21 protein-coding genes are annotated in these 22179 nt (G+C 66.5%); 8 read left to right on the top strand and 13 right to left on the bottom strand.

Annotated elements, in window-relative coordinates; translation table 11 throughout:
- The first annotated feature begins 152 nt into the window (after window positions 1-152).
- From AC3A4H_RS16115 to AC3A4H_RS16105, 3 genes are read left to right on the top strand one after another with little or no spacing between them, the layout of a single operon-like run.
- Window positions 153-1685, top strand: a complete 1533-nt coding sequence (locus AC3A4H_RS16115; RefSeq protein WP_487767583.1) for a 6-hydroxynicotinate reductase — start codon at window positions 153-155, stop codon at window positions 1683-1685.
- Window positions 1682-2596, top strand: a complete 915-nt coding sequence (locus tag AC3A4H_RS16110) for a UPF0280 family protein (RefSeq protein ID WP_487767582.1) — start codon at window positions 1682-1684, stop codon at window positions 2594-2596. Before AC3A4H_RS16115 ends, AC3A4H_RS16110 begins: the two co-directional genes overlap by 4 nt.
- On the top strand, window positions 2593-3048 hold the full coding sequence (locus tag AC3A4H_RS16105; RefSeq protein ID WP_487767581.1) for a MarR family winged helix-turn-helix transcriptional regulator: 456 nt from the start codon (window positions 2593-2595) through the stop codon (window positions 3046-3048). The genes AC3A4H_RS16110 and AC3A4H_RS16105 overlap by 4 nt, the downstream gene beginning before the upstream one ends.
- A 28-nt stretch (window positions 3049-3076) precedes the next feature.
- Here the strand turns inward: AC3A4H_RS16105 and AC3A4H_RS16100 are convergent, their stop codons facing one another.
- Together AC3A4H_RS16100 and AC3A4H_RS16095 are read right to left on the bottom strand one after the other, a co-directional pair.
- Window positions 3077-4834, bottom strand: a complete 1758-nt coding sequence (locus AC3A4H_RS16100) for a hydantoinase B/oxoprolinase family protein (RefSeq protein WP_487767580.1) — start codon at window positions 4832-4834, stop codon at window positions 3077-3079.
- Window positions 4835-5123: 289 nt separating this feature from the next.
- Window positions 5124-7193, bottom strand: coding sequence for a hydantoinase/oxoprolinase family protein (locus AC3A4H_RS16095; RefSeq protein WP_487767579.1), 2070 nt, complete (start codon window positions 7191-7193; stop codon window positions 5124-5126).
- A 208-nt stretch (window positions 7194-7401) separates the two neighbouring features.
- Here AC3A4H_RS16095 and AC3A4H_RS16090 point away from each other — a divergent pair, with 208 nt between their 5' ends.
- Window positions 7402-8229 carry a ferredoxin--NADP reductase gene (locus tag AC3A4H_RS16090; RefSeq protein WP_487767578.1) on the top strand — a complete coding sequence of 276 codons (828 nt, stop codon included), beginning with the start codon at window positions 7402-7404 and terminating at the stop codon, window positions 8227-8229.
- 51 nt (window positions 8230-8280) lie between these two features.
- On the opposite strand, the gene AC3A4H_RS16085 is transcribed toward AC3A4H_RS16090, so the two are convergent.
- The 11 genes from AC3A4H_RS16085 to AC3A4H_RS16035 all read right to left on the bottom strand — a co-directional run bounded on the left by AC3A4H_RS16085 (window position 8281) and on the right by AC3A4H_RS16035 (window position 18075).
- Window positions 8281-9453, bottom strand: a complete 1173-nt coding sequence (locus AC3A4H_RS16085; protein ID WP_487767577.1) for a helix-turn-helix transcriptional regulator — start codon at window positions 9451-9453, stop codon at window positions 8281-8283.
- A 48-nt stretch (window positions 9454-9501) separates the two neighbouring features.
- Window positions 9502-10029 carry a hypothetical protein gene (locus AC3A4H_RS16080; protein WP_487767576.1) on the bottom strand — a complete coding sequence of 176 codons (528 nt, stop codon included), beginning with the start codon at window positions 10027-10029 and terminating at the stop codon, window positions 9502-9504.
- Entirely contained in the window at window positions 10026-11021 is a 996-nt protein-coding gene (locus tag AC3A4H_RS16075) for an OmpA family protein (RefSeq protein ID WP_487767575.1), read from the bottom strand. Before AC3A4H_RS16075 ends, AC3A4H_RS16080 begins: the two co-directional genes overlap by 4 nt.
- A gap of 211 nt (window positions 11022-11232) precedes the next feature.
- Complete coding sequence (locus AC3A4H_RS16070) at window positions 11233-11955, bottom strand: ABC transporter ATP-binding protein (RefSeq protein ID WP_487767574.1); 723 nt, start codon at window positions 11953-11955, stop codon at window positions 11233-11235.
- Complete coding sequence (locus AC3A4H_RS16065) at window positions 11952-12680, bottom strand: ABC transporter ATP-binding protein (protein WP_487767573.1); 729 nt, start codon at window positions 12678-12680, stop codon at window positions 11952-11954. Before AC3A4H_RS16065 ends, AC3A4H_RS16070 begins: the two co-directional genes overlap by 4 nt.
- Window positions 12677-13624, bottom strand: a complete 948-nt coding sequence (locus tag AC3A4H_RS16060; protein WP_487767572.1) for a branched-chain amino acid ABC transporter permease — start codon at window positions 13622-13624, stop codon at window positions 12677-12679. The genes AC3A4H_RS16065 and AC3A4H_RS16060 overlap by 4 nt, the downstream gene beginning before the upstream one ends.
- On the bottom strand, window positions 13621-14502 hold the full coding sequence (locus AC3A4H_RS16055; RefSeq protein ID WP_487767571.1) for a branched-chain amino acid ABC transporter permease: 882 nt from the start codon (window positions 14500-14502) through the stop codon (window positions 13621-13623). Before AC3A4H_RS16055 ends, AC3A4H_RS16060 begins: the two co-directional genes overlap by 4 nt.
- Window positions 14502-14795, bottom strand: coding sequence for a type II toxin-antitoxin system RelE/ParE family toxin (locus tag AC3A4H_RS16050; RefSeq protein ID WP_487767570.1), 294 nt, complete (start codon window positions 14793-14795; stop codon window positions 14502-14504). Before AC3A4H_RS16050 ends, AC3A4H_RS16055 begins: the two co-directional genes overlap by 1 nt.
- A complete protein-coding gene (locus AC3A4H_RS16045; protein WP_487767569.1) occupies window positions 14792-15085 on the bottom strand; it encodes a hypothetical protein in 294 nt (97 codons plus the stop codon). Before AC3A4H_RS16045 ends, AC3A4H_RS16050 begins: the two co-directional genes overlap by 4 nt.
- 63 nt (window positions 15086-15148) lie before the next feature.
- Window positions 15149-16453, bottom strand: coding sequence for an ABC transporter substrate-binding protein (locus tag AC3A4H_RS16040; RefSeq protein ID WP_487767568.1), 1305 nt, complete (start codon window positions 16451-16453; stop codon window positions 15149-15151).
- A 155-nt stretch (window positions 16454-16608) separates the two neighbouring features.
- On the bottom strand, window positions 16609-18075 hold the full coding sequence (locus AC3A4H_RS16035; protein ID WP_487767567.1) for a hypothetical protein: 1467 nt from the start codon (window positions 18073-18075) through the stop codon (window positions 16609-16611).
- Between the two features lie 85 nt (window positions 18076-18160).
- Here AC3A4H_RS16035 and AC3A4H_RS16030 point away from each other — a divergent pair, with 85 nt between their 5' ends.
- The 4 genes from AC3A4H_RS16030 to AC3A4H_RS16015 all read left to right on the top strand — a co-directional run bounded on the left by AC3A4H_RS16030 (window position 18161) and on the right by AC3A4H_RS16015 (window position 22136).
- Window positions 18161-18592 carry a Fur family transcriptional regulator gene (locus AC3A4H_RS16030; protein WP_348778874.1) on the top strand — a complete coding sequence of 144 codons (432 nt, stop codon included), beginning with the start codon at window positions 18161-18163 and terminating at the stop codon, window positions 18590-18592.
- 149 nt (window positions 18593-18741) lie between these two features.
- Entirely contained in the window at window positions 18742-20166 is a 1425-nt protein-coding gene (gene gndA / locus AC3A4H_RS16025; RefSeq protein ID WP_487767566.1) for an NADP-dependent phosphogluconate dehydrogenase, read from the top strand.
- 42 nt (window positions 20167-20208) lie between these two features.
- A complete protein-coding gene (locus AC3A4H_RS16020) occupies window positions 20209-20955 on the top strand; it encodes a sugar phosphate isomerase/epimerase family protein (protein ID WP_487767565.1) in 747 nt (248 codons plus the stop codon).
- Between the two features lie 38 nt (window positions 20956-20993).
- Entirely contained in the window at window positions 20994-22136 is a 1143-nt protein-coding gene (locus AC3A4H_RS16015; protein ID WP_487767564.1) for a Gfo/Idh/MocA family protein, read from the top strand.
- Window positions 22137-22179 lie beyond the last annotated feature (43 nt).

Raw genomic sequence — 22179 nt, 5'->3', positions numbered from 1 at the left:
GTGCCGGGCGGCCGTGCAGCAAAATTCCCCTCCCCCTTGTGGGGAGGGGTTAGGGGTGGGGGTGATTTCAAGTGCAATTGCCCTGCCCTTTTTGCGATATCCGGCGGGACAGAGAAGAGCAACGTAGAGCTCCGATTTGCGAGGGCAGCCCCATGAGCGGGCTTTCCGAACGCTTCGACGACCCCGGCGAACAGCGCGAAGGCGAAAAACTGCGCTGCGATGCCTGCCCGGTAATGTGCTACATCGCCGAGGGCCGCACCGGCGCCTGCGACCGCTACGGCAATTTCGGCGGGCGCATCGTGCGCTGCGACCCTCTGACCATCCTCGAGCACCGCATCGAAACCGGCGGCGAGGTCGTGCACTTCGCGGGTGCCGAGGAGCCGTGGACCGGCGAGCTGATCGACCACGGCCGCCGCTTCGTCACCGCTATCGGCGCCGGCACCACCTATCCCGACTACAAGCCCGCCCCCTTCATCGTTTCCCAGGAGGTCGAGGGCGTCGACCTGGTCACCGTCGTCACCGAGGGCATCTTTTCCTACTGCGGCGTCAAGGTGAAGATCGACACCGACCGCCATCTCGGCCCCGAGACAGCCACGGTGCGCGCCGAGGGCGAGGCGGTGGGGCACGTAACCACCGGCGAATATGGCTCGCAGATGCTGTCGCTGGGCGGCGTGCACCACCTGACCGGCGGCTCCAAGGCGGAAGGCCGCGTCACCTGCGCCACCCTGCTCGATCTGTGCAACAAGAAACCGGTTGAACTGACCATTGACGGCGGCGCCAGCGTGGTGGTCGAAGCGGGCAAGGCGCCGATCATCGACGGCAAGGCCGAGCACCGCATGCGCGTGGGCTGCGGCTCGGCCACCATTGGCATGTTCGCCACCCAATGGCGCGGGCTGGTGGACGAGGTGGTGGTGGTGGACGACCACATCACCGGCGTCGTCTCCGAGCACCAGGCCGGCAAGGTGCTGGGCTGGGCGGACACGGGCATAAAGATCATCGGGCGGCGCTCGACGCCCGGCCGCTATTTCAAGGTCTCGGAGCCGGGGCTGGGCTGGGGCGGCACCACCATTTCCGACCCGCTGTCCATCCTCGGCCCGTGGAACCCGGCCAAGGGCGCGCGCGCCGGCCTGTCGCTGCTCATGGTTTCGACCACCGGCGAGCAGTTCGCCTATTACGAGCTCGACGAGGAACTGCGGCCGGTCGAAAGGCCGTTTCCGGAGCGGCTGCAAAAATCGGTGCGGCTGATCGAGGAGAATTGCGAGCCCGCCCTGTGCACCGTGCTGTTCGTCGGCGGGGCCGGCGGGTCCTTGCGCGCCGGGGTGGTGGAAAATCCGGTCAATCTCACCCGCTCGGTGCAGGGGCTGCAGACCTATGTGACTGTCGGCGGCGCGCCGGTCTATGTCTGGCCGGGCGGCGGCATCACGCTGATGGTCGACGTGACCCGCGTGCCGGAGAACGCCTTCGGCTATGTGCCGACGCCGGCGCTCGTGGCGCCGATCGAATTCACCCTGCGCCGCGAAGACTATCTCCGGCTCGGCGGCTACGCGGGCGCGATTCGCACGGTGGACGACGTGCTGGCGCAAGGCGGCGAATATTTTAATCCGCGCGAGCAGCGGGACGCGCCGGCCGGCAATCCATGGCCGCCGCTGCAGCAACTGCGGCGCTGGCCGGGCGGCAAGCCATGACCGGGCCGCAGGCCACGTGGCTGCCGGACGGAAGGCGGCTGCACCTCAACCATGGCCCCATCGACCTGATCGTCGAGGCTTTTGGCGACGCGCACGAAATGCGCGCGGCCTATGCGCAGGCGGTGGCGCGGTTCCAGACCGTGCTGCCGGAACTGGTGTCCGAGCTTGCCGAACTGCGACGACGGGCGGGGCCTGAGCCGCGCGGCTTTGCCGGGCCGGTGGCGCGGCGCATGGAGGCGGCGGTGGCGCCGCTGTCGGCCCTTTTCATCACGCCCATGGCAGCGGTGGCGGGCGCGGTGGCCGACGAAATCCTCGCCGCCATGCTTGCCGGCCGCAGCTTGCAAAAGGCCTATGTCAACAATGGCGGCGACATCGCGCTTCATCTCGCGCCCGGCGAGACCATTTCCGCGGCGGTGGGCGGCACCGGCCACGGCCTTGCCGACCGGCTGGCGGTGCGCGCAGGCGACGGCGTCGGCGGCATCGCTACTTCCGGCTGGCGCGGGCGATCGTTTTCGCTCGGCATCGCCGATGCAGTGACGGTGCTGGCAGCGACAGCCGCGCAGGCCGACGCCGCTGCCACGCTGATCGCCAATGCCGTCGACCTCCCCGGCCATCCGGGCATCACGCGCGTGCCGGCCCGCGATCTTGCTCCCGACAGCGACCTAGGCGAGCGCCCCGTAACCCGCGCGGTGGGGCCGCTGTCGTCGGCCGAGGTCGGACAGGCGCTGAACGCCGGGCTTCTGCTCGCCGAAGAATTTCGTCGCGAGGGGCTGATCGTGGCGGCTGCGCTGTTCCTCGCCGGCCAGTCGCGAATCCGCGGGCAACTGGCGTCCCAGCCAGCCGAGGCGGGCGCCTTTCCGCGTTTCCGCGCGCCCGTGGAAGGGCGGCCCAGCATCGGAGCCAGCGCATGACCGGCGAAGATGATCTCGTAAAACTTGCCGATGCCGGGGAGCTACCCGAATACCGCCTGCAGGACCAGATCGGCTTCGCGCTGCGGCGCGCGCACCAGCGCCATGTGGCGATCTTCGCCGCGCACATCGCCGACCTGACGCCGCCGCAATTCGCGGCGCTGGCGAAGCTGCACGAGATCGGCGCGACCTCGCAGAACCAGCTCGGCAGCCTGATCGCCATGGATGCGGCGACCGTGAAGGGCGTGATCGACCGGCTGCGGGTGCGCGGGCTGGTGGAGCTTGCCCCGCACGAGGCCGACAAGCGCCGGCTGCTGGTGAGCCTGACGGCGGAGGGGGGAGCGGCGGTGGAGAAGCTTATTCCGCTGGCCCGCCAGATCACCGCCGAAACGCTGGCGCCGCTGACGCGGAAGGAAGCGGCGACGCTGATGCGGCTTCTGGGCAAGCTGGGGTGAAGCGCGCGGCTATCCCACCCTCGATTGCTTACTCCACACCTGCCAGCTTCACCCTCCACGCCCGCGTCGTTTCGCGGTCGATGGCCGTACCAGACGCATCTACCACCACCCCGAACAGCTCGGCGGCCTGCGCCGGCGTATAATAGCCCAGCCGCACGTCGCGCAGCACCAGTTCGGGATCGCGGAGACGCGGGTCGCCATAGCCGCCGCCGCCCGGCGTTCCGACGCGCACGCGGTCGCCGGCCTTCAGAAAAATGTCCTGCTCCTTGGACAGATGCGGCGGCACGTGGGCTGCGCCATTGCGGAACACGGTGACCTCGTTGACCGCGCCGTCGCGTCCGCCACGCACACCCTGCGGGCCGGTTCGGCCGTGGTCCATGACGAAGGAAGCGCGCGCCTCGCCGCGCAGCAGTTCCACCTCATAGGCGAGCCCAAAACCACCGCGATGCTGGCCCGCGCCGCCGGAGCCTTCACGCAACGCATAGTGGCGGTAGAGCACCGGATAGGCCTGCTCCATGATTTCCACCGGCGGCGATTTCGAGATGCCGATGGTGGAGCAGCCATTGGACAGGCCGTCGTGCCAAAAATTGCCGCCATAGCCGCCGCCCGAGATCTGGTACATGACGTAGTCGCGCCCGCGCGCCGGATCGTGCCCGCCAAGCGCGAAATTGCCGCTGGAACCGGCGGGTGCGGCGGTGACGCGATCGGGCAGCGCCTGCACCATGGCGGCGAAGACGGCCTCGGCGATGCGCTGCGACACCTCGGCCGCGCAGCCCGAGACGGGGCGCGGATAGCGGGCGTCGAGGAACGTGCCTTCCGGCCGCCTCACCACCAGCGGCTCGAAGGCCCCGGCGCTGATCGGCACGTCGGGGAAGATGTGGCGCATGGCGAGATAGACCGACGACAGCGTGGTGGCGAGCACGCTGTTCATGGGTCCTGTGCAGGGAGGGCTGGAACCGGCAAAGTCGAAGGTGAGCGTGTCGCCCCGCTTTTCGACCGCGAGCGCGATGGTGAGCGGCTGGTCCACCACTCCGTCGGAATCGACGAAGGCTTTTGCGCGATAGACGCCATCCGGGATCGGCGCGATGTGCGCGCGCATCTGCTCGGCCGCGCGGCGGCGCAGCTCGGCGATTGCCGCGACAACGGTTTCGTCTCCGTAACGGTCCAAGATTTCCACGAGCCGGTCGCGCCCGACCATGAGGGCGGCGGCCTGCGCCTTGATATCGCCGATGCGCTGGTCGGCCACGCGAATGTTGGAGCAGATGATGGCGTAGATCTCGGGGTCCATCACGCCGCGCTTGAAGAGCTTTACCGGCGGCAGGCGCAGGCCCTCCTGCTCGACCGACGTGGCCGAGGCCGAAAAGCCGCCCGGCACCGCGCCGCCGATGTCTGGCCAGTGGCCGGTGTTGGACAGCCAGCAGAATATCTGTCCGCCGCGCCACACCGGCATGGCGAAGCGCACGTCCATGAGGTGCGTGCCGCCGAGATAGGGATCGTTGACGATGTAGATGTCGCCTTCCTGCGGGGGCGCGCAGCGGCCGTCGCGGATCATCTCGATGATGGTGCGGGTGGAATATTGCATGACGCCAACGAACACCGGCAGGCCCTGGCTTCCCTGCGCGATCAGCGAACCGTCCTCGGCCGAATAGATGCCGTCGGAGCGGTCGTTGGCCTCGGCGATGACGGGCGAGAAGGCGGCGCGGGAGAAGGTCAGGTCCATCTCGTCGCAGGCCTGCTGGAGTGCTGCCTGGATGACGGAGAGGGTGATGGCGTCGAGGGAGGTCATTTTGGCTTGGCCCCCAGACAATATTTTCCGCCCGCTCTGGCTTCATCGAGTCCGAGGCATGGATTCCCGACACTCTCCGCTCGCGCTTCGCACTCGCTCCGAGGTCGAGAATGACGGACTTCATGTCCCGCCTCGCCAATCACCAACCTGAGGGATTTGCCGAGGCGCAAAATGGAATCCGTCATTCCCGACCTCGTGAGCGACCGCAGGGAGCGGAGAGTGTCGGGAATCCATGCCTCGGACTCGGTGAAGTCAAAGCCGTTGACGAATGTCCAGCCGATGCAACTCTTCATGACGAGCCCACCTCGATCACGATATTCCCGTCAGCATCCCCGCGCGCGCGGTCGCCCGGCTCTAGAACCGTGGTCGCGTCCATCTGCTCGAGGATCGCCGGGCCTTTGAGCACAGCATCGAGCGGCAATCTTTCGCGGGCATAAACTGGCGTGTCGCGCCAGTGGCCGCCGAACCACACGGGGCGAACCTCGCGAAGCGCCCCTTCAAGCGTCGCCGCCCGGCCGGCCGGGTCGATCAGCCCGGAAAGATCGACCGCCGCACGCACGCCGGTGACCGAGGTGTTGAGGTTGACCAGATTGGCGCGGATTTCCGGCAGCTCGACCTTGAAGCGGGCGAAATAGGCCTTTTCGAACAAAGCCTGCAACTCGGCCCGCGTGACCGCGCCGGAGGGCAGCGGCACGTTGAGGATATGCGTCTGGCCGACGAACTGCATGTCGGCCGAATGGGTGACGCGGATGGATTGCGGCTTCACCGCCTCCCTCGCGATCAGCGCCTCACCCTCGGCGCGCTGCGCGGCAAGGATTTCCGCGATGCGCCGCTCGTCGAGGCTCGCCACCGGCTGGTTGACCGTGTTGACGAAGTCGTGGCGCAGGTCGGCCACCACGCAGCCCAGCGCGTTGGTGATGCCCGGCCGCGCCGGCACCAGCACCTTCGGCAGGCCGAGCTCGCGGGCCAGCGCCGAGGCATGCAGCGGCCCCGCGCCGCCGAAGGCAAACAGCGCGAAGTCGCGCGGATCGTGGCCGCGCGCGATGGAAACCATGCGGATCGCGCCGGCCATCTTGAGGTTGCCTAGCTTCAGTACCGCACCGGCCGCCGCCACGCCGTCGAGCCCGGTGGCGCGGCCGATTTTTTCGGCGAAGATTTTTTGTACGTGCTCGGGCGTGACCGGATGATCGACCGAAAGCAGCCGCTTTGGGTCGAGGCGTCCCAGCACCAGATTGGCGTCGGTGAGCGTGGGTTCCATGCCGCCGCGGCCGTAGCAGATCGGGCCCGGGTCGGCGCCCGCGCTCGCCGGGCCAACCTGGATGAGGCCGGAAGCGTCGACGCGCGCAATGGAGCCGCCGCCCGCGCCCACCGTATGCACGGCCACCATCGGCACATGGATAGGCATGGCGTATTCGATCTCGATCTCGTTGGAGACCGCCGGCTCGGCGTTGCGGATCAGAGCGACATCGGTGGAGGTACCGCCCATGTCGTAGGTGACGAGATTTTCGTAGCTGGCGCGCCGGCCCGTATAGGCGGCGGCGATGACGCCGGAAGCCGGGCCGGACATGACCGTCTTGGCCGATTCACGTGTGACGTTGCGGGCCGAGATCATGCCGCCATTGCCGTTCATGATGAGGTAGTCGCGGGCGTAGCCGCGCTCGCCCAGTTCGCGGCGCAGCCGCTCGACATAGCGCTCGAGGATCGGCTGCACCGAGGCATTGATGGCCGCCGTCACCCCGCGCTCGAACTCGCGCGCTTCCGACAACAGCATGTGGCCGGCGGTGATGTAGCCATTAGGCCAGAGTTTTCGCGCGATCTCCAGCGCGCGCAATTCATGCGCGGGATTGGCGTAGGAGTGCAGGAAATGGATGACCAGCGACTCGCAGCCGGCTTCCAGTAGCTGGCGCACCGCTGCGCGCATCTCGTTTTCGTCGAGCGGCACGCGCACCGCGCCCGAGGCCTCCACGCGCTCGGACACCTCCAGCCTTAGATTGCGCGGGATGACCGGCACGAACACGCCGGTCATGCCATAGGCCTGCGGCCGGGTGCGGCGGCCGAGCTCGATGACGTCGCGAAAACCGCGTGTGGTGATCATGCCGGTCTTGGCCAGCCGGCGTTCCAGCACGGCGTTGGTGGTGGTGGTGGTGCCGTGCACGATGAGATCGATGTCGGCCACCGCAAAGCCGGTCTCGGCAAGGGCGGCGACCACGCCGAAGGCCTGGTTTTCCGCGGTGGTGGGGGTCTTGGCGATGCGCACCCTGCCCGCGGCTGCATCAATCATGATCAGGTCGGTGAAGGTGCCGCCGACATCGATGCCGGCCACCACATTTCCTGCACTTGCCTGATAATTCTCAGCCATGTTCGAAACCCGAAACGCAGGACCAAGGATCGGAAGCAGTTTGGAAAGCTGTTCCACGCCCGGATATTGACGTCAATATCGTTTGCATACTAATAAATTGGGCACACAGAGTTACCGTTTTCGGGATTTGCGGCAGCGCGCGGGACGATGCAGTCCGGCTTCGCAAACGCCAGGTTTGCGCCGCTTTGGCGAAAGGTCCGGATTTTTCATGAACACCGCAGCAGCCCTCCACACGGCCGAGGCGAAGCCGCTTGCCTTCCCCATTCCGGCCAATGTCTATGCCGAGACCGTGGTTTCGGTGAAGCACTACACCGACCGGCTGTTCTCCTTCCGCATCACCAGGCCGCAGTCGCTGCGCTTCCGCTCGGGCGAGTTCGTCATGATCGGCCTGCCCAATGCCGAGAAGCCGGTGTTCCGCGCCTATTCAATCGCCAGCCCCGCCTGGGACGAGGAGCTGGAGTTCTTTTCCATCAAGGTGCCGGATGGCCCGCTGACCCAGCATCTGCAGAAGATCCAGCCGGGCGACACCATCCTGATGCGCCAGAAGTCCACCGGCACGCTGGTGCTCGACGCTCTGACGCCCGCCAAGCGGCTGTTCATGATCTCGACCGGCACCGGCATTGCGCCCTTTGCCAGCCTGCTGCGCGACCCCGACACCTATGAGAGGTTCGAGCAGGTCTACCTCACCCATACCTGCCGTGACGTGGCCGAGCTGGCCTATGGCAAAGAGCTGGTGGCGGCGCTGGCGGAAGACCCGCTTATCGGCGAGATGACGCATGGCCGCGTGACGCTCTATTCGACCACCACGCGCGAAGAGTCGCCCCATATGGGCCGCATCACCACGCTGATCGGCTCGGGCAAGTTCTACACCGACCTCGGCATCGAAAAGCTCGACCCCGAGACCGACCGCATCATGATCTGCGGCTCGATGCAGATGCTGAAGGACGTCAAGGAGCTGGCCGAAAGCCTCGGCTTCGACGAAGGCTCGCTGAGCCAGCCGTCAACCTTCGTCGTCGAGCGCGCCTTCGTCGGCTGATTGCGCCCTGCCTCGCGGCACCGCCGCGGGCGCGCCGACAATGCCTCCTCCTCACCCGCCAGTATGGGCAGGCCCGGCGTGCTTGCGCCGGACCGGCGAGGTGATGTGCGAGGCCAGCCGCACCAGTTCCACCTGTCGCGACACCCCCGTCTTGACGAAGATGTTGCCGAGATGGGTCTTGGCCGTGGTGAGCGCGACGCCGAGTGCCACCGCGCTCTCGGCCAGCGTCTGGCCGGCGAGCAAAGCGGTGAGCACGCGGGTCTCCATGCGGGTGAGGTCGAAAGCGATGGCCATGGCCTCGGCGCCGTTGGCGTCGTTGCTGACGGGATTGACGAAGACGGCGGCCACCGCTTGCGGCTCCAGCCGCTGCCGCAGGGTGCCGGCTCGCATCGGCAAGACGCTGCCCAGCACCGGCGCATGCCCGGCATTGGTCAGCCGCACGGCGAGCCCGGTCTTGCCGATCTCGGCCTCGTTTCGCGCGGCAAGATCGATCGCGGCGTGAAGCTCCGCCGTCGCGGAGGCGACATTGGTCTGTATGGTGCCGCCGGCGTTGCGGATCGGCTTGCCCGCCCGCAACATGGCTTCGGCTGCGGCGTTGACATGCAGGATGCGCGCCTTGCCGTCGGTCAGCACCACGCCGGCATGCAGCGTGTCGAACACCTCCCTGGCCGCTTCCGCCTCGAGCGACTTGACGTCCAGTATGTCGCTGATCGTCACCGCCCGCCTGACATGGGGCACGAGAAGCCGCCCCAGTTCCACCTCGCGCTCGGAGACGAGGCCGACGGATGCGTGCCGGCCCAGGCCGATCTGGGCATGGCGCGAGGGGCTGCGCATGAGCACCAGCGCCATGCTGTCGACGATGCCTTGCGGCGCGCCCCACTCGGCCAGATAGCGCGAGCTTTGCCGAAGTTCCTGCGGCAGGTGGCGCGAGAGCACCTGCGGCTCGTCCAGCGGCCAGGCCGTCGCCAGGGGCAGGCGCTCCCAATCGGCGACCTCCGCCGCATATTCCAGCTGCCTTTCCAGCCAGTAGGGATCGATGCCCACGCTTTTCCGCAGCGTGGGGCAGCGCTGGTCCAGATCGAACATTATGAGCTGGGCGTTCTGGCACCGGAACAACTGCTTGATCTGGTCGAGCGTGTCGTCCCACCGGCCCGGATCGAGCGCGCAGTCGTAAATGAGGCCTATGATTTCCGATAGTCTCTGAGGAGGCGGAAAGTCATCCATCGCTTCTGCCGGTTCGACCAATCACCCGCACGATAGCGGAGAAAGCGGCTATTGTCTTCGCATCCGCACGATGGCGGTCGCATTCTCCGTCCGGACCGGCGTGAAGCGCCATCCGATGCCGTCGCCCGACCTGGCGCCGAACACAACCGGCTGGATGATCGTGAGCCAATCGCTGGATTCGTTGATATCGTCGGCATCGTCGAAGATGACGAAGGCCTGATTGACCCGCACCCCGGTGGGCACCGCCTTGAACCCGTCCGCGCCGAAGGTGACCGCGGCTGCCAGGCCGCGATCGCGGCCGTTGTCGTCCAGGCCCGGCATGGGCGGCATGGCGAATTCATGACCGTGCTGCAGAAAGAAGGCCAGCACGTCGTCGAACGAATCCGTGGTCGTGAAATAGGACACCGTGCCTTCGGATGGATCGATGCCGATCTGCACCTCTTCCTGGCCGGCGGCGGCTTCGAGCTCGGGACTGGGGACGGCGGCCGGATAGGGCTGGAAGCCGGCGGCATGGGCGCCAGCAAGGGTGAGGACCGACGCCAGCGCGAGAGCCGCTGCACTTGCTGTCATCTTCATCTGGACACGAGCTCCACCCTGCGGTTCTTCGCCCGGCCCTGCTCGTCATCATTGGAGGCGACGGGCGCGCTGGAACCGGCGCCCTCGGCGCTGAGCCGCTCGGCCCCCACACCATAGTCGCCGGTCAGCGCGGCCACCACGCTGGCGGCGCGGCGGCGCGACAGGTCCATGTTGTAGTCTGTTGAGCCCTGGTTGTCGGTGTGGCCGACGATCTGGAGGTTGAGCTGCGGGTTCGAGGCCATCAGCCTGGCGATTTCGTCCAGCGTGGTCTTCGATTCCGGCCGCAGCGCATCCTTGTCGAAATCGAACAGGATGCCATAGAGGCTGATCCGGCCGTCGCTCTCGATGGCCTGCTGCATCTCGCCGGCATCGATGAACACGATCTTGTCGGCCTCCATCTGCGCGGTTTCCACCACGCGCACCACGGCAACCGAACCGCGACCGCTTTCGCCCAGCCAGATGGCGGCGTAGACCGCGCCTTCCGGCCGGTCGAGGCGGGCAAGCATGTAGCGGGCGTTCTGCTCGAACCAGTTGTGGACATAATCGTCGGCCAGCCGGGGAAGGGTCAGCGGGTCGCCGATGCTGCTGCCGAGAAAATAGGCGGCATCGGGCGACTTGCTGGCAAAGCAGCTTCCATCGGCAGCCGCGCAAGAGAACATGGGCTCGAAGCCTTTCGCGTTGAGCGCGGCCTGGTAGTTGCGCAGCACCTCCAGCGTGGAGCGCCCGGCGGGCAGCGCATAGTAGATGAGGAAGGTCTTGCCTTCGAGCGTGGCAAAGCCGCCGCCGCTTCGCGTGTCGGCCTCGACAGGAGCGAACGGGCCTTCGAGCACGGCGGCCTCGTCATAATCGGAAACCGCATAGCCGACGATCTCGGAACCATCATAGCGGCCGACAAGCGGATGGTCGCGGCTGCCCTCGGTGTCTGCCGCACCGGCGAGACCGGCCCCGCAGGCGACCGCCGCAGCCAGCACAAGGCCGAACCCGAACCGCAAACATGCCCCCTGTGAGATCATTCTCTTGCCCGCCCTCGCTTCGGCCTCGCCGGACGGAGGACGCTGCACGCTTGCCTTGGCGCCGATGTGCGGGGACCCGGCAACCTTATGCAACGCGCGACGCTCGGTTGCCGGCCCCGCCTCGAAGCCAGGAGCTTGCCACAGGGTTACGAGCGCCGCTTCCTCCGTTCGGAGGAGGAAACCGGGCGCCCTACCCTACGCCGACATAGCGCTGCAGCAGCTGGGGGTCGGCGCGAACGGCTTCCACCGCAAGGGTTTCGCGGGAGCGACCATTTTCGATGAAGGCGACGCGGTCGGCCAGAGACAGCACGGCATCCACGCGCTGCTCGACCAATATGGTGGAGACGCCGCGCTGGCGCAGGGTTGCCACAGTATCGCGGATCTTCGCGATCATCGACGGCATCAGGCCTTCGGTGGGCTCGTCGAGCAGCAGCACCTCGGGCTCCAGGCAGAGCGCGCGCGCCATGGCCAGCATCTGCTGCTCGCCGCCCGAAAGCGTACCGGAACGCTGGCCGAGCCGCTCGCGCAGCAACGGAAAAAGCTCCAGCACCGCTTCGCGCACCGCCGGCCCCTTGTGGCGCGCCATCAGCCCGATCTCGAGATTTTCGGCCACCGTCATCTCGGCGAACAGCCGGCGGCCCTGCGGCACATAGGCGATGCCCGTGCGCGGCACCTCGTGCGGCGCAAGCGCGGTGAGTTCGCGCGCGCCGAGGCGGATCGAACCGGCGCGGGCCGGCACCAGCCCCATGATCGCCTTCAGCATGGTCGTCTTGCCGGCGCCATTGCGGCCGACGACGCACAACACCTCGCCCTTGCGCAGGGAGAGATCGAGCCCGTGCAGGACCTGCACATTGCCATAGAAGCAGTCGAGGCCGGAGATGGTGAGGGCATCGATGGCGGGGGCGTGGTTCATGCGCTTTCCGTCCCCAGATAGGCCTGCTGCACGGCGCGGTTGGCACGGATTTCGGCCGGCGTGCCTTCGGCAAGGATTTTTCCGGCGTCCATGACCGTGATGCGCTGCGCCAGCCCCATCACCACGTCCATGTTGTGCTCGATGAGAAGCACCGTGGCGTCTGCCGCGATCTCGCGCACCAGCGCCATGAAGCCGGCGATCTCGCCGTCGGAGAGGCCCTGAGTGGGCTCGTCGAGGATGAGCAGGCGTGGCTTCAGCGCCAGCCCCATGGCGACTTCCAGCAGGCGCTGGTGGCCGTAGGACAGGCTTCCGGCCGCCATGTCGGCACGGTCGGCAAGGCCGGTGCGCGCCAGCGCTTCCATAACGCCCGCATGCAGCCGGCCATGCCCGCGGCCGTCGGACAGCGTGCGCTGCACGGCCAGCGCGACATTGTCATAGGCGCTGAGATTGGCGAACACCGAGGTGATCTGGAACGTGTAAGCGATGCCCAGCCGCACGCGCCGTTGCGCCGGCAGGCGGGTAATGTCGTGCCCGTCGAAGAAGATGCTGCCGGAAGTCGGCTCGATGCGACCGCAGACGAGGCTGACGAAGCTGGTCTTGCCGGCGCCATTGGGGCCGATGATGGCGCGGATCTCGCCGGCGGGCAGCGAGAAGTCGACATGGTTCACGGCGTGCAGGCCGCCGAAATCCTTGGTCAGCGCGCGGGTTTCGAGAAGCGGCGTCATGGCAACCACCGCGCCCAGCGCTGGCGCAGGCTGCCCAGCACGCCCTTGGGGAAGTAGAGCACGAGAAGGATGAGCGCGGCGCCGACGACCAGCATATAGGCCGAGGTGTAGCTCGAGGTGACGTCGACCACGTAGTACATGAACAGCGTGCCGAGGAAGGGCCCGAGCGTGGTGGCGGCACCACCGAGCAGCACCCAGAGCAGCGGCAGGATGGAATATTGAACGCCCGCGAAGGTGGAGCCGACATAGCCGAACAGCAGCGCATAGGCCGCCCCCGCCGCCGCGCAGATGACGCCGGAGGCGACCGTGGCGGCGAGCTTGTTGGCAAAAGTGTCGTAGCCGAGCATTTTTGTCCGCGCCTCGTTCTCGCGGATGGCGACCAGCACGCGGCCATGCGCCGAGCGCACGATGGCGAGCGTTGCGAAGAGGACGATTGTGAACAGCGCGAGCGCCGCCATGTAGCGCGTCATCGGGTCGGTAAGATCGAGACCGGCAAACCGGCGCGAGGCGGCGTCGAGCACCAGCCCGTCGTCGCCATGTGTCCATTCGGCGAAATAGAAGGTCAGGAGGTAAAACACCTGCGCGAACATCATGGTCACGATCATGAAGGCGACGCCGGTGGTGCGCAGGGCCAACGCGCCAATGACCAATGCGAGCGCGGCGCCGCTGGCCAGTCCGGCGGCAAAACCGGCCGCGGCATTCCAGCCGAGATGGTAGATGGCAAGCCCCGCACCGTAGAGGCCCCCCGAGAAGAACATGGCGTGGCCGAGGCTGAGCAGGCCGGTGTAGCCGAACAGCAAATTGTAGCCCATGGCAAACACCGCCAGCACCATGATGCGCGCCAGCACGCCGTGGTGATATTCCGGCAGCACGAAGCCGAGCGCGAAGAGCGCGGCGATCACCGCCACATGCAGGAGCAAGGTTTTCGAGGCGGCCCCGCTCATCGGCTCTGCGTCCCGAACAGCCCCTGCGGGCGGAACACCAGCACCATGGCAACCGCCAGCGTGGCGACGATCTTGGCGAGCGTGGGCGAGAAGAAGGCGGAGATGATGCCGTCGGACACGCCAATCAGAAGTGCTGCCACCACGGTGCCGCGCAGCGAGCCGAGCCCGCCGATGATGACGACGATGAACGACAGAAGCAGCGGGTCGAGGCCCATCAGGTAATGCGCCTGGCTGATCGGAACGATGAGCACGGCGGCGACCGCCGCCAGCATGGCACCGAGCGCGAAGACGCCGGCGTAGACGCGGCCCACCGGGATGCCGAAGGCCTTCGCGGTTTCGCGGTCATACTGGGTGGCGCGCATGACGAGGCCGATGCGCGTGCGCGAAAGCACGAACCAGGTGGCGATGAGAAGCAGGATGGAAGCGGCGATGATCGATAGCTTGTAGCCGGAATAGCCGAACCAGGGAAACAGCACGCGGTAGGTGAACGGTGCCGCCACCGGCCGTGCCTGCGGGCCGTAGAAGGTGAGCGCCAACTGCTGGATGATGTAGAGCAGGCCGATGGTGGCGACGATTGTGGCTTCCGGGTCGTAGTTGAGGCGCCGGAGCACCAGCCGCTCGGCCACCAGAGCGATGGCGCCGACAATCAGCGGGCTGATCACCAGCGCGAGCAGGAAGCCGAGGGCCGGGTGGCCCGAAACCAGCGAGGCCACCCACCAGGCCAGCACCGCGCCCAGCATGTAGAACTCGCCATGCGCGACATTGACCACGCGCATGACGCCGAACACCAGCGACAGCCCAAGCGCCATCAACGCCAGCACGGCACTGGTGACGAGGCCTTCGAGCGTGGCGAGGAAAAGATGCGGGCCGAAGGACATCAGGTTTTGTCTCGCGATGCTGGAGGCCATTGGCGTGCGACATGGATCAAAGCCAGAATCCAGACGGTCTCGTGATGAACCTCGTATACGAGACGGTAACTCCTGTGAGGAATCAGTTCCCTGGTTCCCGCTATCTTTCCGGGTCTTCCGGACTGCGGAAGATTTCCGAGCCTGGCGGCAGCGTCGGAGAACAGCTTGTCCATGCGGGCCGCGGCACCGGGATTCTCGGATGCGATAAAGTTCAAGAGTTCGGCACGGTCACGTTTCGCAGCGGGCAGCCAGATGACCTTCATTCATCGGCCTCGTCGGCCCGCCGAAGCAGTTCCGCCCGGCGTGCGGCGAACTCGGCTTCCACCTCTTCGTTGGAGAAGCCGAGTCCAGCTTTCATCTCGGCACGTGCGATCTCCACCTTCCGACGCAGGAACTCGGTGTATTCGCGCTCCTGCTTTTGGCGCTCGATGAAGTCGCGCATGAATTCGCGCACTATCTGCGAGGCCGGGCGGTCCGCCGCCGCGGCCTCGGCCATGAAGGCATCGCGCAGTTCGGCCTCCAGCTTCATCGTGAAGACAGCTTCTTTCGTCATGGCACGCTCCTGCGGGTACTGAGGACGTATATACGCCAGCAGTACCCGCCCGGCAATGAAGCCTTACAAGGGCTGCGTGGTGTAGTCGCCCTCCGGCTCGTAGAGGCCGTCCTCGATCTTGGTGCGGTGCACCACCGTCAGCTTGCCGTTCTCCAGCTTGGAGATGTTCTGGTGGCCGAAGACCTGGTGGATCTTGCCGTTGAAGATCTTGTCGCCCTGCGGGTGCTCGATGCCTTCCTTGAACTCCTTGAGCGCCTCGGTGGCCTCGATCAGCCTGGCGCGGTCGGCCAGGCCCTGGTAGCCGGCATCCTCCATCGCCTTCTTGATGACGAAGAGCGTTTCCCAGCAGCCGAACATATGGGCGGCGGTGGAGACATCCTTGGGGTCGCCGATTGCCGCACCATTGTCGTCGATGCCGACGGCGGCGCGATAGGCTTTTTGCGCCTCGCTATCGTTGGGCTGGGCGTAGCGCGGCGAGCCTTCCCAGAAATGGCTGCCGTCGAGGAATTCCAGGCCGGGGCTGTTGATGTCGACCGCTTCGAGCGAATCAATGAAGCCGAAGAGCTGCGGCCCGCCAGAGCCATAGAACTCGCCGAGTTCCTTGACGAAGGTGAGCACGGCCGGGCCCACCATGACATGATAGATCACATCCGTCTCGGCCGGGATCTGCGGGAAATAGCGCGTGAACGAGCTTTCCGTCGGTGGGATGGCGATCTGGGCGATCACTTCGGCGCCCTGCGCCTTCAGGGCCGGCGGCAGGTAGTCGCGGTGGTCGTAGCCGAAGGCATAGTCGGGGAAGATCATCGTGACCTTCTTGCCGGCATTGGCGGCGATCCACGGTGCCACGGACGTGACCTGGCAGCGCACGTCGGTGATGCCGGGCTGGACGCAGTAGCGGTTCAGCTTGCCGGAAGCGACGTGGTAGCCCTCGCTGACTACGTAGTAGGGGATCTTCAGCTCGCCGGCGGTCGGGGCCGAGCCGGTGACGACGTGGGAAAACAGCGTGCCATAGACGATGTCGGTCTTGTGCTGGCTGGCGAACTTGGCCACCACCTCGGCGCCACGCTTGGCGTCGGTGCCGTCATCCTCGATGACGATCTCGACCGGGCGGCCGTTGATGCCGCCACCCTCGTTGATGAGCTTGACGGCCGCGGCGGTGGTCTTCTCGTACCAGCGGCCGTAAGCCGCGCCGATGCCGGTGCGGTGCGACTGGAAGCCTATGCGAATCGGCTCCGAGCTCTGCGCCTGCGAATAGCGCACGAAGCCGGGCGCGGCGGCGAGGCCAGCCGAAGCGGCAAGCCCCTTCAGGGCCGTGCGGCGGGTGATGCTACGGCCATCGGGCCCCAAAATTCTGCTCTTGCTGGTCATGCCGGTTTTCCCCTGATTGCTGTCGACAGCCCGGCGGGCCAATGCTGAGCCTCACCGGAACGGAAGTTGCTTGCCTTAAACCAGAATCTCAAAGGCCATGCCTGACGATAAATGCTTCCGTAAGGGAAAGTCCCGCAGTTTTCCAGATGCAATCGTCAGCCGGCCGTCGGTGTCGACAGGAGCCAGAGCCCGAACACGGTGTAGCCGACCATCAGAACGGTCAGCGGCAGCTGGCCGAGCATGGCGCGCCAGGACGCCGGATGCAGGCGGAACGCCAGCGCATGCGCGATCAGCACCGCCAGCACATGACCGCCGATGATTGCCGCCGCCTGCGCGTTCCACAGCGCCCAGGCCGATTCGTAGCCGGCGACCACGCCGGCGCCGACCTGAAAGCCGGCCGTGCCGAATAGGTCCCAGCCGCGGGAAAAGGGGTCGGAAAGCGCGACCAGCGCATATTGCCCGTTGACCAGCAGCGCGGTCAGGTAGTGCGAGAAATGATAGGCAAGCGCGATCGGCACGATGGACCAGACCAGCAGCCCGGCAACCTGCCAGAACGGGCGGCGGCTGGCGGCAAGGCGTTCGCCCAGGAACACCGCCAGCAGATAGGCGCCGGACAGCGCAGCGAACATGCCGAGCAGCCCGGCGGTGCCGACGCCGATGACCGCAGAGCGCCCGGGAAACTCCAGCGGGTTGATGCCATTGAGCCCAAGCCAGAAGAAGGTGCGCGACAGCCCGTCGAAGGAGACGGAGCTGAGCGTCAGGATCAGGAGGAACATTCCGCTTGCCGGCAGGGCGGCCTCACCCCACAGCTTCGCCCCCGGCCAGCAGAGATTTAGTCGCGCGCGGCCTTCCGTGTCGGTCGCCTCAACGACGGCGAAGCGCGACACCATGCGAAAGAAAACCGACAGGAACTCGCCGCGCCTACTCCAATCTTCATAGCCGTAGACAAGCATCAGCACGAAGCTGAACAGCCAGTAAGTTGCCGCCGCCCAGGCAAGCCGGGCCGGATCGTCGGGCGCGGGGTCGATCAGCTCGAACCAGGCGAAGCCGAAGAACAGCACCACCGCCGGCCAATAGCCAAGGCGCACGGGCAGCCGCCGGGCTTGCACCGCCGAGGGCAGCAGGGCCGAGACGATGCGCCACGGCCCGTACCACGGGTTGATCCAGGCCCAGAGATTGCCGAACAGGCCCTGCACCAGCACCAGCCCGACCCAGAGTAAGGTCCAGATGACGAGCGGCAGCGGATTGGAGAGCGGATCGCGGCTGCCGAGAAAGCCGGCCGCGACCAGCACGGCGAACACCACGAAAGAAAGCAGGCTGACGAGCAGGCGCGCATTTTCGCAAAAAGACGCGCCAAGGGAAAAAAGCGCCAGCCGCTGCGTGGCGACGCGCTCGAGCAGCCTGGGCGGCAGCAACGCCAGCACCAAAAAACTTGCCGCCACCGCCGCCGCGCCGCCGGCGATGTAGTAGCCGGTGGGCAAGAGCAGCACGTGCCCGCGCTCGCCGGCATGGGCAAGGGCGTGGCTCGTGGCCAGGCAAGAAAGAACCCCGGCAGCGACTGCCCGCAAGGCGGCGCGCAGCGCCTTGCCGGCAAGAACATCAAATCGGTCTCCTGAACTCATGCGCCCGGTTTGCCACAGGGCCATGGGGATGAGAAGCGGGCGTCATTCTTTGCAACTGACTGTCATCTGGCGCATATTCGCGGGCATGACGACCCAGAAGAATCAAAAGCCCGACTACGAGAAAATGATGCGCAAGGCCGGCGTGCGTATCACCCGGCCGCGACGCATCATCGTGGATATTCTGGTGGGCACGGAAGACCACCCTGACGCGCTGGAGATTTTCCGCCGCGCCTCGGAAGTCGATCCCAGCATTTCGCTGTCAACGGTCTACCGGACGATGAAGCTGCTGGAGGGTCTTGGGGCGATCCACCGCCACGCCTTCGAGGGCGGACCCTCTCGGTTCGAGCAGGCTGGCGGCGAACACCACGACCATCTGATCGACATCGATACCGGCGACGTGATCGAATTCGCCTCCGACCGCATCGAGCAGCTGCAGAACGAGATCGCCGAGGCGCTGGGCTACGACATCGTGCACCACCGGCTCGAGCTTTACGGCCGCAAGCGAAAGAGAGACTGAGCCGCATCCGGCACGGGGCTTGCTCTTGTCCCGCCGCAGTTCTTCTCCATCTGTCGACACGGCGACAGGTTGACGCGGCGGCGGCGCGGGTCGATCATCCCGCGACGGGGGGAGTGCTTTTTTAGTCAATTCTCACGCGGGATACAGCAATGGAAAAAGCCGAAATCGGCCTGATCGGCCTTGGCGTCATGGGCTCCAACCTGGCCTTGAACATCGCCGAGAAGGGGCACCCGGTGGCGGTCTTCAATCGAACCACCGCCCGCACAGGCGCCTTCTTCGAGGACGCCGGCAGCCTGCGCGAGATGATCGTGCCGTGCAGCACGCTGAAGGAGCTGGCCGCGTCGATAAAGCCGCCCCGGCCCATCATCCTCATGGTGGCGGCCGGCCAGGCGGTAGACGAGCAGATCGCCGCCCTGCGCAGCGTGCTTTCGGACGGCGACATCATCATCGATGCCGGCAACGCCAATTTCCGCGACACCATCCGCCGCTTTTCCGAGCTGAAGGATTCAGGGCTCACCTTCATCGGCATGGGCGTTTCGGGCGGCGAGGAAGGCGCGCGCCACGGCCCCTCGATCATGGTGGGCGGCGCCCGCGATGCCTACGCCCGCGTGGAAAAGGTGCTGACCGACATTTCGGCCAGATATGAAGGCGAGCCCTGCGCGGCCCTTGTGGGCCCCGACGGCGCCGGCCATTTCGTGAAGACCATCCACAACGGCATCGAATATGCCGACATGCAGATGATCGCAGAGATCTACGGCGTGCTGCGCGACGGGATGGGCATGCAGCCCAAGGAGATCGGCGAGGTCTTCGCAGAATGGAACGAGGGTCGGCTGAACTCCTATCTGATCGAGATCACCGCCAAGGTGCTGGCCGCCGACGACCCCGAGAGCGGCAACCCCATGGTCGACATGATCCTCGATCGCGCCGGCCAGAAGGGCACCGGCAAGTGGGCAGCCATCGAGGCGCAGACGCTGGGCGTCTCGGCAACGGCCATCGAGGCCGCGGTTTCGGCGCGCATCCTGTCTTCGCTGAAGGACGAGCGGCTGGCGGCGGAGAAGGCCTATGACATTGCGGGCCTCGCGAAATTCCCCGGCGCCGACCGGCAAGCCGCGTTCCGCGACCTGGAACTGGCGCTCTTTGCCGGCAAGATCGCGGCCTATGCGCAAGGTTTTGCCGTAATGGACGCGGCCTCGAAACAGTTCGACTGGCGCTTGCCCATGCCCACCGTCGCCAAGATCTGGCGCGCCGGCTGCATCATCCGCTCGCAGTTCCTGGGCACGCTGGCCGAGGCCTTCGAGCAGGCGGGCACGCTGCCAAACCTGCTTATGGCGCCGGCCTTCGTCGAGATGATGAAGGAGGCGCAACCGTCGCTGCGCCGCATCGTGGCGCGGGCGGCCGAGGCCGGACTGCCGATGCCGGCGCTGTCCTCCGCGCTCGCCTATTTCGACAGCTACCGGCAAGGGCGCGGCACATCCAACCTGATCCAGGCGCAGCGCGACTTCTTCGGCGCGCACGGCTTCGAGCGCGTCGACGCGACGGGCGCTTTCCACGGCCCCTGGGGTTCCGGGGGCTGATCGGCCGGGAAAACAGCAACGGGCGCGCGAAAGGGAGGTTTCATGAACTGGTCGTTCCAACTCTACAGTGCCCGCAACTTCCAGCCATGGACACATGTGCTGGAAACGCTGGCCAGGCTCGGCTACGCCCATGTCGAGGGTTTTGCCGAGGTCTACAGCGATCCAGCCGGCCTGCGCGCCGAACTTGACCGCAACGGCCTGACCATGCCGAGCGGGCACTTTTCCATGGCGATGCTGGAGCAGGATTTTCACGCCGTGGAGCACATTTCCGAAGTGCTCGGGATCGAGCTTGTGGTCTGCCCCTGGCTGGACGAGCGCGAGCGGCCGCGTGACGCCGCCGGCTGGCGGGCCCTTGGCGGGCGGCTGGCGGCGATCGGCGACCGGGCCGAAAATGTCGGGCTGGACTTCGCCTGGCACAACCACGACTTCGAATTCATGCCGCTGGCCGACGGCTCGGTGCCGCTGGAGCTCATACTGGAAACCGCGCCGAACATCGGCTGGGAAATCGACGTGGCCTGGGTCACTCGCGCCGGCGCCAGCGCCATCGACTGGATCGAACAGCAAGGCAACCGCATCGTCGCGGTTCATGTCAAGGACATCGCGCTGGACGGGGAAGCGCGGGAGGAGGACGGCTGGTCGGATGTCGGCCATGGCACCATCGACTGGCCGTGGCTTCTGAAGGCGCTGCGCAATCGCACCCGCGCCCGCTATTTTGTGATGGAGCACGATAACCCGGCCGACTTCGAGCGCTTTGCCCGCCGCTCGATCGAGGCGGCAAAGAATTTTTGAGGCGCGGGCCAGGCGGGGCCTATCCGAGGGGGGACGAAATGGCAAAGGCACTGGGCGTCGGCGTCATCGGCTGCGGCAATATTTCGAAGACCTATTTTTCGCTGGCGCCGCTGTTTCGCGGCATGGAAATGCGCGCCTGCGCCGACCTGAACGCCGAAGCCGCCCGCGCAAGGGCCAAGGAATTCTCGCTGCGGGCGGAAACCGTGGACGGGCTTCTGCGCGCCGAAGACATCGACATCGTCGTCAACCTCACCGTGCCGACCGCGCACCATGAAGTGTCGAAGGCAATCCTCGACGCGGGCAAGCACGTCTATTCCGAAAAGCCCTTCGTGCTGTCGGTGGCCGACGGCCTCGACCTGAAGAAGCGGGCGGACGAGAAGGGCCTGCGCATCGGCTCCGCCCCCGACACCTTCCTGGGCGGCGCGCACCAGCTGGCGCGGCACCTGGTCGATGGCGGCAAGCTCGGCAGGATCACCAGCGGCACCTGCCATGTGCTGAGCCACGGCATGGAAGCCTGGCACCCGAACCCGGACTTCTTCTTCCGGGCCGGCGGCGGGCCGGTGCTCGACATGGGCCCCTACTACCTGGCGAATCTGGTCCAGCTGATCGGCCCCGTTGCCCGCGTGGCGGCGCTGACCTCCATTCCCGCCACGGAACGCACCATCACCTCCAGGCCGAGGCGCGGCGAAAAGATCCCGGTCTCAACGCCCACCACCATCCACGCGCTGCTGGAATTCGCCACCGGCGCGGTGGTGACCTTCAACGCGAGCTGGGACGTGTGGGCCAGCGGCCACGCGCCGATGGAGCTGCATGGCGAGGCCGGCACCCTGTTCATGCCCGATCCGAACTTTTTCGGCGGCGAGCTGTGCTACACAAGGCGGGACAAGCCGGTGAAGAAGCTGCCGAAATGGGAACATCCCTTCGCCCGCGACAACGAAATCCATCCGCACGCGGCAGTGGCCAACTACCGCGCGGCGGGTCTGGCCGACATGGCGCTGGCGATCGCCGAGGGGCGGCCGCATCGCTGCGGGCTCGACCTGGCACTGCATGTGGTGGAGGTGATGACCGGCATGCTGAAATCGGGCGAGGACAAGCGATTCGTCGAGATGAAGACGAGCTGCGAGCGGCCCGCGCCGCTGGGCCCGCGCGAGGCGAAGGCGCTTCTCGCCCGCACGAAATAGGTTTATCTGGCGGGCGGCACTGCGTGCCCGCCGACGCAACGAG

It is taken from the genome of Pseudaminobacter sp. Soil_N_29 (genome assembly GCF_057656055.1).
This window is presented reverse-complemented; position numbering and strand designations above follow the sequence as displayed.